At 40.1% G+C, this 14,912-nt stretch carries 16 protein-coding genes; 13 read left to right on the plus strand and 3 right to left on the minus strand.

What is annotated here, in order from left to right:
• Positions 1–65 precede the first annotated feature (65 nt).
• Together pssA and ACQYAD_RS11885 are read left to right on the plus strand one after the other, a co-directional pair.
• Positions 66–602, plus strand: a complete 537-nt coding sequence (gene pssA, locus ACQYAD_RS11880; RefSeq protein ID WP_430238806.1) for a CDP-diacylglycerol--serine O-phosphatidyltransferase — start codon at positions 66–68, stop codon at positions 600–602.
• 113 nt (positions 603–715) lie between these two features.
• On the plus strand, positions 716–1,012 hold the full coding sequence (locus ACQYAD_RS11885; RefSeq protein WP_430238403.1) for a hypothetical protein: 297 nt from the start codon (positions 716–718) through the stop codon (positions 1,010–1,012).
• Positions 1,013–1,040: 28 nt separating this feature from the next.
• On the opposite strand, the gene ACQYAD_RS11890 is transcribed toward ACQYAD_RS11885, so the two are convergent.
• On the minus strand, positions 1,041–1,919 hold the full coding sequence (locus ACQYAD_RS11890) for a VanW family protein (RefSeq protein WP_430238405.1): 879 nt from the start codon (positions 1,917–1,919) through the stop codon (positions 1,041–1,043).
• 162 nt (positions 1,920–2,081) lie between these two features.
• On the opposite strand from ACQYAD_RS11890, the gene ACQYAD_RS11895 reads away from it, so the two are divergent.
• From ACQYAD_RS11895 to ACQYAD_RS11945, 11 genes are all read left to right on the plus strand, one after another.
• Positions 2,082–2,276 carry a hypothetical protein gene (locus ACQYAD_RS11895; protein WP_430238407.1) on the plus strand — a complete coding sequence of 65 codons (195 nt, stop codon included), beginning with the start codon at positions 2,082–2,084 and terminating at the stop codon, positions 2,274–2,276.
• Between the two features lie 360 nt (positions 2,277–2,636).
• On the plus strand, positions 2,637–3,203 hold the full coding sequence (locus ACQYAD_RS11900; protein WP_430238408.1) for a TetR/AcrR family transcriptional regulator: 567 nt from the start codon (positions 2,637–2,639) through the stop codon (positions 3,201–3,203).
• Positions 3,204–3,293: 90 nt separating this feature from the next.
• Positions 3,294–3,722 (plus strand): acyl-CoA thioesterase, encoded by a 429-nt coding sequence (locus ACQYAD_RS11905; RefSeq protein WP_430238410.1) that lies wholly within the window; start codon positions 3,294–3,296, stop codon positions 3,720–3,722.
• A 130-nt stretch (positions 3,723–3,852) separates the two neighbouring features.
• Positions 3,853–4,632 (plus strand): SDR family NAD(P)-dependent oxidoreductase, encoded by a 780-nt coding sequence (locus ACQYAD_RS11910; protein WP_430238411.1) that lies wholly within the window; start codon positions 3,853–3,855, stop codon positions 4,630–4,632.
• A gap of 46 nt (positions 4,633–4,678) precedes the next feature.
• Positions 4,679–5,458 (plus strand): enoyl-CoA hydratase/isomerase family protein, encoded by a 780-nt coding sequence (locus ACQYAD_RS11915; protein ID WP_430238413.1) that lies wholly within the window; start codon positions 4,679–4,681, stop codon positions 5,456–5,458.
• 170 nt (positions 5,459–5,628) lie between these two features.
• Positions 5,629–6,336: a winged helix-turn-helix domain-containing protein gene (locus tag ACQYAD_RS11920; protein WP_430238807.1), complete on the plus strand. Its 708-nt coding sequence runs from the start codon at positions 5,629–5,631 to the stop codon at positions 6,334–6,336.
• Positions 6,326–7,753 carry an ATP-binding protein gene (locus ACQYAD_RS11925; protein WP_430238808.1) on the plus strand — a complete coding sequence of 476 codons (1,428 nt, stop codon included), beginning with the start codon at positions 6,326–6,328 and terminating at the stop codon, positions 7,751–7,753. Before ACQYAD_RS11920 ends, ACQYAD_RS11925 begins: the two co-directional genes overlap by 11 nt.
• Positions 7,754–7,914: 161 nt before the next feature.
• Positions 7,915–9,243 carry a S1C family serine protease gene (locus tag ACQYAD_RS11930; protein WP_430238415.1) on the plus strand — a complete coding sequence of 443 codons (1,329 nt, stop codon included), beginning with the start codon at positions 7,915–7,917 and terminating at the stop codon, positions 9,241–9,243.
• Positions 9,244–9,442: 199 nt separating this feature from the next.
• A complete protein-coding gene (locus tag ACQYAD_RS11935) occupies positions 9,443–10,633 on the plus strand; it encodes a glycine C-acetyltransferase (protein WP_430238417.1) in 1,191 nt (396 codons plus the stop codon).
• 26 nt (positions 10,634–10,659) lie between these two features.
• On the plus strand, positions 10,660–11,604 hold the full coding sequence (locus tag ACQYAD_RS11940; protein ID WP_430238419.1) for an L-threonine 3-dehydrogenase: 945 nt from the start codon (positions 10,660–10,662) through the stop codon (positions 11,602–11,604).
• Positions 11,605–11,762: 158 nt separating this feature from the next.
• Positions 11,763–13,247, plus strand: coding sequence for an SLC13 family permease (locus ACQYAD_RS11945; protein WP_430238421.1), 1,485 nt, complete (start codon positions 11,763–11,765; stop codon positions 13,245–13,247).
• 27 nt (positions 13,248–13,274) lie between these two features.
• On the opposite strand, the gene selD is transcribed toward ACQYAD_RS11945, so the two are convergent.
• Positions 13,275–14,327, minus strand: a complete 1,053-nt coding sequence (selD, locus tag ACQYAD_RS11950) for a selenide, water dikinase SelD (RefSeq protein ID WP_430238422.1) — start codon at positions 14,325–14,327, stop codon at positions 13,275–13,277.
• 131 nt (positions 14,328–14,458) lie between these two features.
• A complete protein-coding gene (locus ACQYAD_RS11955) occupies positions 14,459–14,857 on the minus strand; it encodes an Hsp20/alpha crystallin family protein (RefSeq protein WP_430238423.1) in 399 nt (132 codons plus the stop codon).
• Positions 14,858–14,912: the final 55 nt, after the last annotated feature.

The following is a 14,912-nucleotide window of genomic DNA, read 5'->3' on the forward strand; positions in this document are numbered from 1 at the left end:
ACCAAATACCCAGTATAAAGTTTGCTGGCATTACTTACGCTAGTAGAAGAGACATCTTTTTGTCTATGCCTTCATCTAAAATACGCAGCTTTGATAAAGGAGCGTTTTCTTTGGAGATACCTGTAATAAGGACAGTACCAAACTGGTTTACAATCGGCAATTTATTATCGGGCGTTTTTTCGATCACCTTTCTTATGAATGGGGTGGGTCGCCTAGCAGCCTTGCTCATTTTTCTAGCGGCTTTTTTTGATTTTCTTGATGGCCGGATAGCCAGAAAGCTGAAGGTAAACAGTGAGTTGGGTGTTGTACTTGATTCCCTGGCAGATATCGTCAGTTTTGGTGTTGCTCCAGCTTTATTGTTTCACACCGTTGCACCCTCTTCCATTGTAACCTCCATTGCCTTTATTTTATTTCCAACGATGGGGGCGTTAAGGCTGGCAAAATTCAGCATTAAACCAACAATCGGATATTTTATTGGCATTCCAATTACTGCAGCTGGTCTTCTTTTAGCAGGAATGGGATTTTTTCTTTATGGAAATGCCTTTATTACCATATTGCTTGCGTTGCTTATGGTAAGCCCGATTAGGATAAAAAAGTTTTAATTCTCCCACATGTAAGCCTTGAGAATTTTTTGCCACTCATAGCACGACCGAAATTGCGGAAAATGAGAGAGAGGGCAATTGAACCCTCATTCCGGAAAAAGGAGTGCAGAAAAATGAGAACAAAATCGCTTTTTAAATTTGCCAGCAGACAACCATTTTTTAAAATGTTTTCAAGAAGAAGAAACAACAAAGGTGCGATGTGGGCATCGCTAATTGGAATTGGCATCAGTGCCGTTGCCATGCTAACGAGAAATAAAGGACAAAAGAAAGTACCTTCAATAAATTTCCAAAATTTAATGAAGAATAATCCTTTAAAAACAAGCTCACCAAACATAAGTGATGCTGCATTAGCAGAATTCTCCGAGGAGCTAATGTCAAAAGCATTGCAAAATAACCAAAACAATCGATAAATAAAAGTCCGCTGAATAGCGGACTTTTTTAAAGCAAGGATGGAACTTTTTTGGGACGATATTGAATCACATCGGATGAATACAATTTAATGATCAAGTAATTACCTAATGTTTTTGCTTGAATCAATATGGGCTGATTGTACGTATTTTTAAACACAAAATCCGGTCCGTACCAGCTGACTGTCGCGTCTCTTCCCGGCGGGATATAGGGAACACGGCGGGTGTGGGAAAACCGCTGAATAATTTTTAACCCAGCATTATCAACTGCATTAAAAAGGGTTGAAGATACTTGACAAATTCCGCCGCCAATATCCTCGGAGAATTCCCCTCTAATGATTACTGGTGCTCGTAAATATCCTTTTTCAGCTGTTCTTTTCCCGACAATTTTATTAAAAGAAAACGACTCACCTGGAAAGACGACAACATTATTAATCGCTTTAGCAGCGAGAGAAATGTTTTTTGATCGCGTTTTATTACTGACATTAAAGGATGTAATATAGCGTCCAATCCGCTTTGAATGAATATGACCAAGTAGCTCAGTATCTACTTTTGGATACAGGGGAAGGATTGGTAACTTCATTTGTGCTGTACCGTTGCTGAAATAGAATCCATATAATTCCTCTGTAAAAGCTTGGCGAGAAAGACGAAAGCCGATTTGTTCAGGGATAATGTTTCCTGACGAATCAAGGGCTGCATTAATAGGCTCTTTATAAACCAATTTATCAAGCCTATCCAGATACTCGTCGAATTTCTTGTGATCTAAAATTGGAAGACCAAAATAGGGGGAGAAGAAATCGGATCGATTCAAAGTAGAAACGATTTTCCCTTGATGAGTAATGATGATTTGATCTGGAACAGTTACTTGTTGGATTAAAAGAAAAACACCAAAAAGAAATGAAAAATTCATACAATGCCGACCTCCTCATTTTAATATGGATGGAAGAATGGATTTTCATGTAAAAAAGGCTTTTAAGAAAGATAAAAGAAACGCTATACTATTGATAGGAAAGTGTAGATATGTGCTATCAACTGCTAGAAAAATTCTATCGTCCAAAAAGGAGAGGGAATCATGTCAAATGAGGAGAGAGTTCAACTAAATGTTCGCGTTTCAAAAGAAACAGCTGCAAAATTCGATGAAATTGTCGAATATTATCAGGCAAATATTAAGCTTGGCCGGGTTTATAAAGGAGATGTTTTATCCGATATTATTGAGAAATCCTTTGAGGTTATGAATAAACAGAAGAAAACCAATAAGAGATTTTAAGAAACGGGTAAGTGCATGAACAAAAAAGGAGAATAATTTGAAAATTAATTGAATATTTCAAATATATACAATATAATTATCTATACATCGCGACATACCAACTGGTCAGTATAATCAAAACAAATGTAAGCGTGTTCAAAGTTGAGGTGGTGATGGAGAGTGAGACTAAGTGGTAAAAGAGAGATTGTTACGGATGATGGCAGTGAGACTTGATAGTATGTTTAATAACAATTTGAAAAGGTTTTTCAAAAAAAGACCCGACTTATCGTAAATAGTATTGATTTTTTGACAAAAAGGAGCGGAACGGAATATGTTATAATTTCTCATAAGACTATAAAACAGATTGAGAGGACATAGGTTGTGAAAGACAAACTAACAGAACAAAGCATCAAATTATTTGTAAAGAAGGGATTTTCTGAAACATCGATTCAAGATATTGTCGATGAACTTGGGGTGACAAAAGGAACTTTTTACTATTACTTCACCAGTAAAGAAGAACTGTTGATGAACATCCACCTAGGCTATATTAATGATATGTTAACCCAGCAGGAACGGATCCTCAACGATGAATCAAAAAACTGTAAACAAAAACTATTTGATATCGTCTTTATGTTGATTAGCAATATAAAAACCCAAGGTCCAGCTGCAAAAATCTTCTTTCGGGAAATGAGAAATTTAAGTGAGGAACGGCTTTCTGTTATTATTCCTAAACGGGATCAGTTCCGGTTCAATATGGAGAAACTTGTTCGTGAAGGAATTGAAAAAGGAGAATTCCGCTCAGATTTGAATCCTTCCATTGTCACCTTCGGAATTCTTGGGATCGCAAATTGGAGCTATCAATGGTTTAATCCAGCGGGAGAAGTTTCAGACTGGGAAGTTACAGAGGTCTTCGTTGAAATGATCCTAAAGGGCGTTCAAATCGATTGAGTAAATAGGAGAAAGGAAGTGATCACGATCCTTTCCCAATGGTGAACCAAACATACTAACTAGTCAGTATAAAACGAAAGGGAGGGCAATATGGAGAAGAGACACGAACTCCAAGTAACTGTCCGCTTTGGTGAAACGGATGCACTGGGTCATATTAATAACACAAGTTATTTTATTTATTTGGAAGAGGCTCGAATCCGCTTCTTTGAGGCTTTAGGTTATGGCTTGGATGCAAAAAGATGGAATTTTATTCTTGCTTCAACAAAATGTGATTTTATCAACCAAGGATATTTTAATCAACTATTAACGATTGGAACCTATGTTTCAAAAATTGGAACGAAAAGTTTCCAATTAGAACATGAACTTATCTGTGCCAATACCGGAAAGCTTATCGCAAAAGGCAGTGCCACGATCGTCTATTTTGACTTTGAAGCACAAAAAAGTATACCGCTGCCTAACTTATTAAGAGAGCAATTAAAAACATATGCGAACGAGAAGCAGTTCACAGCCGAAAAGTGAGATAAATGGTCATCCAACGGCATAATTATCGGAATAGTTTGCATTTTTATTTTCCCGTTTGATTTATTATGTCTATTGAAGAAATTCATAGGCATACATTCCAACGGTCAAATTTAAAGGGGGAAAAGGTATGCGGTTTTCTCAAACAATTGCACTTGTAACAGGGGCAGGGAGCGGAATCGGCAGGGCGACAGCCATTCAGCTTGCAAAAGAAGGAGCCAAGGTAATTTTAGTCGGTCGAACAAAACCAAAGTTGGAAGAAACTGCCCGATTGATCAATTCTGCAGCTAAAATTCCACGCGCAGAAGTTTTTCCGGCAGATGTGACTGATGCGGATGATGTTTCGGAGTTGGCGGATTACGTCGATCAACACTATCATGACTTGCATATTCTTATCAACAATGCTGGAGGCTCGAGAAATTCTCGGCTATTGGAAATGCCGGAAAAGGACTGGGACTATGTCCAAACAACGAATTTAAAAAGTGTTTTTCTCGTTTCAAAAGCATTGGGAAGAATCATGGTGGAAGCAGCCAAAAATGATGATTTTCAAATGCAAAACCGGGCAATTGTAAATGTCGCCTCGCTTTCGGGTCATCAAGCAGGAGCGGAAATTCCCCATTATAGCGCAGCAAAAGCTGCCGTCATTAATTTAACCCGTTCCCTTGCTTTAGAAATGTCAGCTTATGGGATCCGTGTAAATTCCGTTTCACCAGGTTTTGTTGAAACCCCGTTAACAGAAAAGGGTCTTCAAAATGAACGTTTCGCAAAAGCAATTGAACGAAACACAGCGTTAAGAAGAGTCGGCAAGCCTGAAGAGATTGCTCAAGTCATAGCATTTGCCGCCTCAAGCGATGCCTCCTATATGACGGGAAGCGATTTGCTCGTTGACGGGGGCTGGCTGATTAAGTAAACCATCAATCAATATATCAATTAAACTAGAACAAAGGAGATGCCAAATGACAGCAAATGATTTAATCATTGAAAAAAAAGGATCAATATTGCATTTGCTTTTAAACCGCCCTGACCGGTTAAACGCGTTCAGTCCCGAAATGATTTCGGGAATCATAAATGGATTAAAGGAAGCGCGAACCGATGAAGGTATCCGTGTCATTGTTTTGTCGGGTGCTGGTCGCTCTTTTTGTGCCGGCGGAGATGTGAAAACGATGGGGCAGTCGGGATCTATACAAGTGTATGAACATATTGGCAGGCTGAACGAATGTATTTTGTCAATGAAAGCTACAGAAAAACCAATTATCGCTGCCGTTCATGGCTTTGCCGCAGGAGCAGGATTTAACCTTGCCTTGGCATGCGATTTGATCCTAGCTGCAGAGGATAGCAAGTTCGCGATGAGTTTTTCGCAGGTTGGCCTTATCTCAGACGGTGGCGGTTCGTACTTTTTACCAAGATTAATTGGTTCGCACTTAGCAAAAGAGATGTTTTTCAGTGCAACACCTGTTCCGGCGCGCAGGCTTTACGAACTTGGTGTTATCAATCATCTTGTTCCAAGTGAAAACCTTATGGAAGAAACAATGAAACTGGCGACAGGGATCGCAAACGGACCGGGAAAAGCGCTGGGAATGATGAAAAAAATAATTGATCATTCCTTTACTGCCAGTTTGGATGAAATTCTTGAGCAAGAGCGGATAACCCAAACGATGCTTGTCACGACCGAAGACCATAAAGAAGGAATCGCTGCTTTTAAAGAAAAGCGGAAACCCGTGTTTAAAGATAAATAACATATACCAGTATAGAAAAGGGGCTTGAATACAATTCAAGCCCTTTTAACTTTTTACTAAATTATGAACAAACTATTAATTACTATGAAACAATTTCATAGTGAATTGAACTGATGAAAAAATCGTTTAAACTAAAAAGGAAGACCAATCGAAATTGGAGATGAAGAATGTTGAATATACTAGTCATTGAAGATAACAAAAGTGTATGCTCAATGATTGAAATGTTTTTTGCCAAGGAGGGCATCAAGGGTGAATTTATCAATGACGGCATTCAGGGGTATAATCGCTTTAAAGAAGAAAGCTGGGATGCATTGATCATTGATTGGATGCTACCCGGTATGGATGGTGTGACGATCTGCCGCAAGATTCGCGAGGAAAAGCATACGGTTCCAATCATTATGCTTACCGCTAAAGACAGCGAATCAGACCAAGTACTTGGGCTTGAAATGGGGGCAGATGATTATGTCACAAAGCCTTTCAGTCCACTTACATTAATGGCAAGAATCAAGGCAGTAACTCGCCGATTTTCTCAAAACAGCCTTCAAGATGAACGTGAAGCCGGAACCTTGAATTCAAAGCATTTTGAAATCAATAAAAATACCCGTGAAGTTTTTCTGGATGGTGAACCGATTACCAACTTAACACCGAAAGAATTTGATCTTTTAACCTATTTTGTTCAGCACCCAAAACAAGTTTTTACAAGAGAACAATTGCTTGAACGGGTTTGGGGCTACCAATTTTATGGAGATGAGCGTACGGTAGATGTGCACATCAAACGGTTGCGCAAAAAAATCGGTACGAGTTCTGAATCACTTTTTCATACGGTCTGGGGGGTAGGCTATAAGTTTGATGAAACGACTAAAGCAGATGAAATTTAAATATATATATCAGCAATTTTTCAGCCATATGAGTATTATTTTAGTGGCATTTTTGCTTTTAAGTATTTTGTTTGCCCATTATGTTGAAAATTTAGTATATGAAAATAAAGCAAAGGAATTAATTGCTTACGGGAAAGCCATTTTAAAAGATGTGGGGCAGAATCCAGACAGATCGGATCAAATAATAAACGAATACAGTTCCGTTTTAGCAGGCAGGGAAATTAGTTTTAGTATATTTGACCAGGAAGGAAAACTTTATTTGGTTAGCAAGCATGGTCCGACGACCGAACTGTCTGAAACCGAATGGACGGAATTAACAGAAGGGCAGACGGTCATTGTTAATCGTGACTTTAAGCGGTTTGGACAGGAAGGCGTCTCATTTGTAGCCCTTCCATACGTAAGTAACGGACGGTTTGGCGGCGGCATCTTATTGACTTCACCAATCAGTGGATCAAGTGAAATGATCAGTCAAATCAATAAATACTTATTTTTTACGATATTAATTGCTCTAGGTGTTTCGTTTTTGCTTAGCCTGGTGCTATCAAGAATTCATGTGCATCGGATAAAACGGCTTCGGGAAGCAACCTCGCTTGTTTCTTCAGGAGATTATACCGTAAATGTTCCATCGTCTACTTTTGATGAAATTGGTGAACTGGCCAATGATTTTAATCATATGGTTGACAAACTGAAGCGATCAATGGAAGAAATTGAAAGTCTGGAAAATCGCAGAAGACAGTTTATGGCGGATGTTTCACATGAAATGAGAACTCCGCTGACAACGATCAGCGGAGTAATAGAAGGGCTGAAGAACGACATGATTCCCGAAGAGGATAAAGAAAGGGGATTGCAGCTCGTCAGTCAAGAAGCTAAAAGGTTAATCAGGCTTGTAAATGAGAATTTGGATTATGATAAAATTCGGTCGAATCAAATTCAATTATTTAAAGAAGAAATTCAACTCTTGGAAGTGTTGGAAATTATTCAAGAGCAATTGGAGATCCAAGCAGGAGAAAAAAATAATACAATTATAGTTGATGCAGCACCAGAAGTTATGATTATTGCAGACTATGACCGTTTGGTTCAAATTTTAATCAATATTGCAAAAAATAGCATCCAATTTACAACGAATGGGACGATATGGCTACGAGGCTTTATGGATCAGTCAGACACAATCATCGAAATTGAAGACACCGGTATCGGGATTGAAGCACAGGATGTTGAAAATATTTGGCGCCGATTTTACAAGGCGGACATTTCAAGAACAAGTAATCCATACGGAGAATTTGGACTGGGGCTCTCGATTGTCAAACAGCTTGTACTCCTTCACGACGGTGAGATTACTGTCGAAAGTGAAAAAGGGAAAGGGACAAAATTTTTTATTCGGTTCCCATACAAAGAAAGAGCAGAACAAACCAATTAAGAATACAACGTAGAATTAACAAGCCTTTTGTTTCGCCAAAATCCGCCATTTATTTTCAGTTTTTTCCGAAACACTTTAAACTTCGGTAACAGTTTTTTCACATTTTTTCGCTATAGTATAGCTATACAAAAGGAAACGTGAAAAAAGGAGATGTGTTCGATATGGATTTTGAGGAACAATATAAATCTGAAGATTCAGGTCAATCATTTGCAACAGAAAGGGTGCAAGCTGCAGAACCATCGTCAGCGGAACAACGGACAAAACCGAAGAACAAAGGGCCTTTTAAGAGTGTAGTTTCGACAATTGCCGCTGGAGTGGTTGGATCCGTTTTAACCTTAACCGTGCTCCCGTATACGGACTATTTTAAAAATGTGTCCCCTTCCTCCAATAGTACACAGCAAGTAACATCAGCTGCCCCGGCAGTGAAAGAAGTGTCAGCATCGAAAACAGTTGGAGTGAATGGTAATTCCTCAATTGCGGATACTGTGGAAAAAGTTTCAAAAGCCATCGTGGGTATTGTAAATTACCAGCAACAGCAGCAATCCAATAACTTTTTTGGGAATGCGGTTCCGTTTGATCCGTTTGGCAATTCAGGTTCGAGCAATTCCCAGCAACCGCAACAGCCGCAAAATGTTGAAAAAGGTTCTGGTTCTGGGGTAATTTTCCAAAAAACCGGAAATATCGCCTATATTGTTACAAATAACCATGTTGTGGAAGGTGCCTCCAAACTTGAAGTATCTCTTTATAATGGGACGAAAACCACGGCAAAAGTCGTTGGGACGGATGCCTTAACGGATCTCGCAGTTTTGCAAATTGATGGAAAAGGCGTCAATTACACGGCGCAATTTGGCGATTCTTCACAGCTACGCCCGGGGGATCAAGTGTATGCGATTGGAAATCCTCTTGGTCTGGATCTTTCAAGAACCGTTACACAAGGGATTGTAAGTGCAACAAACCGCACTATTTCTGTTCCGACCTCCGCAGGTAACTGGGATACGAACGTCATTCAGACAGATGCAGCAATCAATCCTGGGAATAGCGGCGGGGCATTGATTAATCCAGAAGGCCAAGTAATCGGAATCAATAGTTTAAAGATTTCCGAAAATGGCGTTGAAGGTCTTGGATTTGCGATCCCCAGCAATGATTTTATCCCGATCGTCAATCAATTAATTAAAAACGGGAAAGTGGAACGTCCGCGTCTTGGCGTTGGTTTAGCCGATTTAAATCAGCTGCCTCAAGAGTATTGGCAACAATTTCTCCCGAATAATGGCAAAGGCGTGTTAATTACAAGTGTCGAAAATGGCTCACCTGCAGCAAAAGCTGGATTCCAACAAAAGGATATCATTGTTTCCATGAATGGAACAGCGATCGATAATTCATCGGCATTAAGAAAATATTTATATACAAAAGTGAAGATTGGCGATACCGTAAAATTCGGCATCTATCGCAACGGAAAACAAATGACATTGCAAGCAACTTTAACAAAATAATTGGCTGTTTCTACCCCAAACCTTGTTTGGGGTAATTTATTTTTTGCTTGCAAAAAAATTTTTTGCGTGTCCACGATATATGCACATTTCCATTGAAATATGATAAAGTATAAACAGAAAAATAGTTGTATGCGGTTCCACTTTTATTTACTGTCTTTTTGGGGAGTACAAATGTTTTTGAAAAGAAGGGGGAAGACGAATGTCAAGCAGGCAATTATCAGCATTTTTAGTTAAGAATCTTCAAGATTTAAATGAAAAAGGACTTTATAACGAAATTGACCCGTTAGAAAGTGCAAATGGGCCAATCATTAAGATTCGGGGGAAAGAACTGGTTAATCTATCTTCAAATAATTATCTTGGTTTGGCAACAGATGAACGGTTGAAGAAAGCTGCTGCTGAAGCAATTGCAAAGTATGGTGTCGGAGCAGGAGCAGTAAGAACGATCAATGGCACCTTAAAATTGCATGTGGAGCTGGAAGAAAAACTGGCTGAGTTTAAACATACCGAGGCAGCAATAGCTTATCAATCTGGTTTTAATTGCAATATGGCTGCGATTTCCGCTGTTATGGATCAAAATGATGCCATTTTATCCGACGAATTAAATCACGCTTCGATTATCGACGGCTGCCGTTTATCTAAAGCTAGCATTATCCGCTATAAACACTCCGATATGGAAGATTTGCGTGCAAAAGCAAAAGAAACAAAAGCTTCAAGTAAATATAACAAGATCATGGTGATTACGGATGGAGTGTTTTCGATGGATGGTGATATTGCCCTTTTGCCGGAAATTGTCAAAATAGCTGAGGAATTCGACCTGATTACATATGTCGATGATGCTCACGGTTCTGGTGTATTAGGAAAGGGGGCTGGCACTGTCAAACATTTTGGCTTGTCCGATAAAATTGATTTTCAAATTGGTACTCTGTCAAAAGCAATTGGGGTTGTAGGCGGCTATGTTGCCGGGAAGAGAGATTTAATTGATTGGTTAAAAGTCCGCAGCCGGCCATTTTTATTTTCGACAGCGTTAACGCCTGCCGATGTTGCAGCATGTAAGCGTTCACTTGAAATTTTGATGGAAAGCACGGAATTAAATGAGCGACTCTGGGCAAATGGCAATTATTTAAAAAATGGATTGAAAGCGTTAGGGTTTACGATTGGCAATAGTGAGACGCCAATCACCCCATGTATCATTGGCGATGAAAAATTAACCCAGAAGTTTTCAAAACGTTTACATGAAGAAGGCGTGTACGCTAAAGCAATTGTATTTCCAACCGTTCCAAAAGGCACCGGCCGTGTCCGAAATATGCCAACAGCGGCACATACGAAAGAAATGCTTGATACGGCCCTTGCCACTTATGAAAAAGTCGGTAAAGAATTGGGTGTAATTTAAAGAACAAGGCAGAGGACGGAGAAACAATGAAGAGAATTTTAATAACGGGAGCGTTAGGGCAAATCGGTTCAGAACTGACTTTAAAATTGCGGGGTATTTATGGTCATGCAAATGTCATTGCAACGGATATTCGTAAAAATGACAGCGAAGCGGCAGAAAGCGGTCCTTTTGAACTTGTTGATGTGACCGATTTAAAAACAATGGGGGAAGTAGCTCGAAAGTATAAAGTGGATACCATCCTGCATCTGGCAGCCCTTTTATCGGCGACTGCAGAAGCCAAGCCGATTTTCGCCTGGAATTTGAATATGAGTGGCTTAATGAATGCGCTTGAAACAGCAAAGGAACTGAAAACACAATTTTTTACGCCAAGTTCGATCGGAGCATTTGGACCATCGACGCCAAAGGATCATACACCGCAAGAAACCATCATGCGGCCAGCGACAATGTACGGAATTACTAAAGTCGCTGGCGAGCTGTTGGCGGATTATTATTTTACCAAATTTAACGTTGATACACGCGGACTAAGGTTTCCTGGTTTAATCTCGTATGTTGCACCGCCTGGCGGAGGAACAACTGATTATGCGGTTGAAATTTTCTATGAAGCTATTAAGAGTGGCCATTATACAGCTTATATCGATAAAGGAACGTATATGGATATGATGTATATGCCGGATGCTTTGAATGCCATTATTGATTTGATGGAGGCAGATCCGGCCAAATTGATTTACCGGAATGCTTACAATATAACAGCCATGAGTTTTGCCCCCGAAGAAATAGCAGCTGAAATTAAGAAACACATCCCCGATTTTAAAATGAAGTATGCTGTTGATCCAGTAAGGCAAAAAATTGCGGCCAGCTGGCCGAATTCGATTGACCCAAGCGCAGCAAAAGCAGAGTGGGGCTTTAAGAACGCTTTCGACCTTGAAAGCATGACAAAAGATATGATTGAAAAACTGAAAAAAAGATTGTAAACCTTATGGACCCGGCCAAAATTGGTTCGGGTTTTTTGCTGTTTCAAAGAAATAAATTGTCACAAAAGATTCATTTTCTTATGGCACATTCAACATTAATTTTATTTCTGAAAACTAAACTATATAGACAAGCATTGTTTTAGGAGGATGAATGACTGATGGACAAAAAAAGTCCAAAATCCAAAAAAACCAAATGGACGGCACTAGTATTTGCGATTATTGTAATGGTGACAATCGGCTTTTTGCTTCCGCCATTTCATGGACTACCTGTTGCCGGTCAAAGGGCGCTCGGGATTCTTGCCTTCGCTGTTTTAATCTGGGTAACAGAAGCGGTCACATATCCTGTCAGCGCTGCTTTTATTATCGCTCTTTTGACCGTATTGCTTGGACTAAGCCCTTCATTGTCTGGCGGAGGGGGACTGATCGGCAGCAAAACGGCACTGGAGTGGGCTTTATCTGGTTTTAGCAGTGCGGCCACTGCTCTGATCGCGGGAGCCCTTTTTTTATCTGCTGCAATGCAGGAAACTGGGCTGGATAAACGGGTTGCCCTCATTGTTCTTTCGAAAGTCGGATCAACTGTCAAGGGCATTTTAGTTGGAGTGATTTTAGTTGGAATCTTTTTAGCATTCTTTATTCCAAGTCCAACAGCACGAGTTGGTGCAATGATTCCGATTATTTTAGGAATGGTAACAGCTTTCGGACTGCCGAAAAATAGCCGTTTGTCTGCTTTACTGTTATTAGCAACTGCGCATACAGCAACAATCTGGAGCATCGGGATTAAAACAGCAACGCCGCAAAACATGGTAGGTCTAAATTTTATTGAAAAGGCTTTTCCTTATTCTGTCTCCTGGCTGCAATGGTTCTTGGCGGCTGCACCCTGGTCGTTGGTGATGACGATTCTCTTGTATTTAGTCTTGCTGTTTCTCGTGCCGCAAGAAACGAAAGTGATTGCTTCTGGAAAGGATGTTGTGAAAAAGCAGTTGCAAGAACTCGGAAGAATGCCCTTTGCCCAAATTCGCTTATTTTTTATCGCTTTTTTCGCCCTTGTCTTATGGGCGACAGAAGGCAGCCTGCATCCGTTTGATAGCACGACCATTGTCATCATTCTCGTTTCGCTTCTTTTAGCGCCAGGTATTGGCGTTTTAAGTTGGTCTAACGTCGAAAAGCTTATTCCATGGGGAACGATTATTCTTTTTGCAGCGGGGATTTCATTGGGGACCGTTTTATTAAAAACAAATGGAGCAGCATGGCTGGCAAAAATCGCTTTTCAAACAACGGATATACGATCCTTGCCAATTCTCGTCATTGTTGCAATCCTGGCCGCTTTTGCCATCCTGCTTCATCTTGGCTTTGCCAGTGCCACAAGCCTTGCTGCCACATTGATTCCTGTGGCAATTGCTTTTGTGGAGGGAATGAAGGATCCCGGTACGATACATGGGATGGGAATTGTCCTTATTACCCAATTTGCCATCGGATTTGGCTTCATTCTGCCTGTTAACGCCCCGCAAAATATGCTTGCCTATGGAACAGGAACTTTTGAAACAAAAGATTTTATCAAAACAGGTTTACTGCTTACGATCCTTGGATATGGACTGTTGATCGTATTTTCATTTACCTACTGGAAATGGGTCAACATTTTATAAAATAACAGCGAAGTTTCTACTTCGCTGTTATTTTTTTACATATAGGAGCTTGTCTTTTCGTTCGGTGACATGACCGATTTTCGCTGCATGATGAATGCCGCAATCATGGAGCTCTGCGACATATTGAACTGCGTCGTTTTCGTTCATTGAAACAAGCAAGCCGCCCGAGGTAACGGCGTCACAAAGGACTAGCTGTTCTTCTTCCGAGAGTTCATCGTATTCAACATCTTCAAACAGCCATTTGTGATTGGATTTTGTACCACCTGGAACCACGCCATTTTTGGCCAGTTCAAATGAACCACGAAGGACAGGAATGCTGGATAATGATAATGAAAAACTGACATCACTGCCGCGTGCCATTTCACTGCTATGGCCTAATAAACCAAATCCAGTCACATCTGTAACAGCATGGGGATGGTATTTGCTCAAAATTTGAGCCGCTGTTTTGTTCAATTGCGCCATCGTTTCAGTGACGAGCTGTTCTTGTGCTGGAGAAACAGCCCCTCGCTTAATCCCGGTCGTCATCATACCGACACCGATTGGTTTTGTTAAAACAAGTGCATCACCGGGTTTTGCACCAACATTTTTCCAAAACTTTTCTGGATGAACAATCCCCGTAACAGCGAGACCAAATTTCGGTTCTTGATCATCAATTGAGTGTCCGCCAACAGTAATAGCTCCTGCTTCGCTAACTTTATCGGAAGCTCCCTTTAAAATTTCTGCAAGGGTCTCAACACCAAGTTTTTTTATTGGATAGCCAACAATATTTAAAACTGTTTTTGGTTCGCCTCCCATTGCGTACACATCGCTTAGGGCATTCGCGGCAGCTATTTGGCCAAACATATAGGGATCATCGACAATCGGAGTAAAATAATCCACTGTTTGGATCAATGCAATTGTATCCGAGATTTTGTAAACACCTGCGTCATCAGCCGTTTCATTTCCAACCAACAGTTCGGGAACGGGCTCTTGTTTTGGTAAAAGACGCAAAACTTGCGTCAGGTCTTCAGGACCAATTTTGCAGCCTCAACCAGCTTTTGATGAGAAAGACGTCAGGCGAATTTTTTCTTGATCACTCATGTTGTTCACCTCCATTGATATAGTATACCATTTCCCTTTTTTTCGCACGAATGGTTGTCCGATCTCTTCATGAATTTATCAATATACAATAATATTATTATGTTAACTTTTTGCGAAAAATAATCCCCATATTAGGGTAAAGTGATAAATCGATTTTTTCCAGAGCATTTTTCTTCTTTTGAAATCGTAATTTCAAGAATTCCCGAGTGAAAGGAAGCCGCTATTTTCTGATTTACAATGGGGAAGGGGAAATCAATGATCCGTTCGCGCACTTCTGCCGGATTTTTAGGAAGATGGAGGGCTTTTTGAGCTTTGATGATCAGCTTTTCATTGTCTGCAAATACCGTAATTTCGCTAGCTTCAAATTGGCTTAAAAGAGCTTCCACGATCCAATTTTTATCGGTTTCGTATAAATCAATTCGAAACTGCATTTGATCAAGGTAGGTTGTTAATGGATCGAGAAAGTAGTTTTCAAGCCATTTTTCCATTTGCTGAAGATCATAAGACTGGTCGTCTTCTTTGTTGGACATGTTGTTTCCCTCCTTGCTATGATTCATCGTATTCAATAAGCAGAGCTTTGGTGAA

The organism is Neobacillus sp. SM06, from assembly GCF_050496765.1.
GTDB lineage: Bacteria > Bacillota > Bacilli > Bacillales > Cytobacillaceae > JAEVLT01.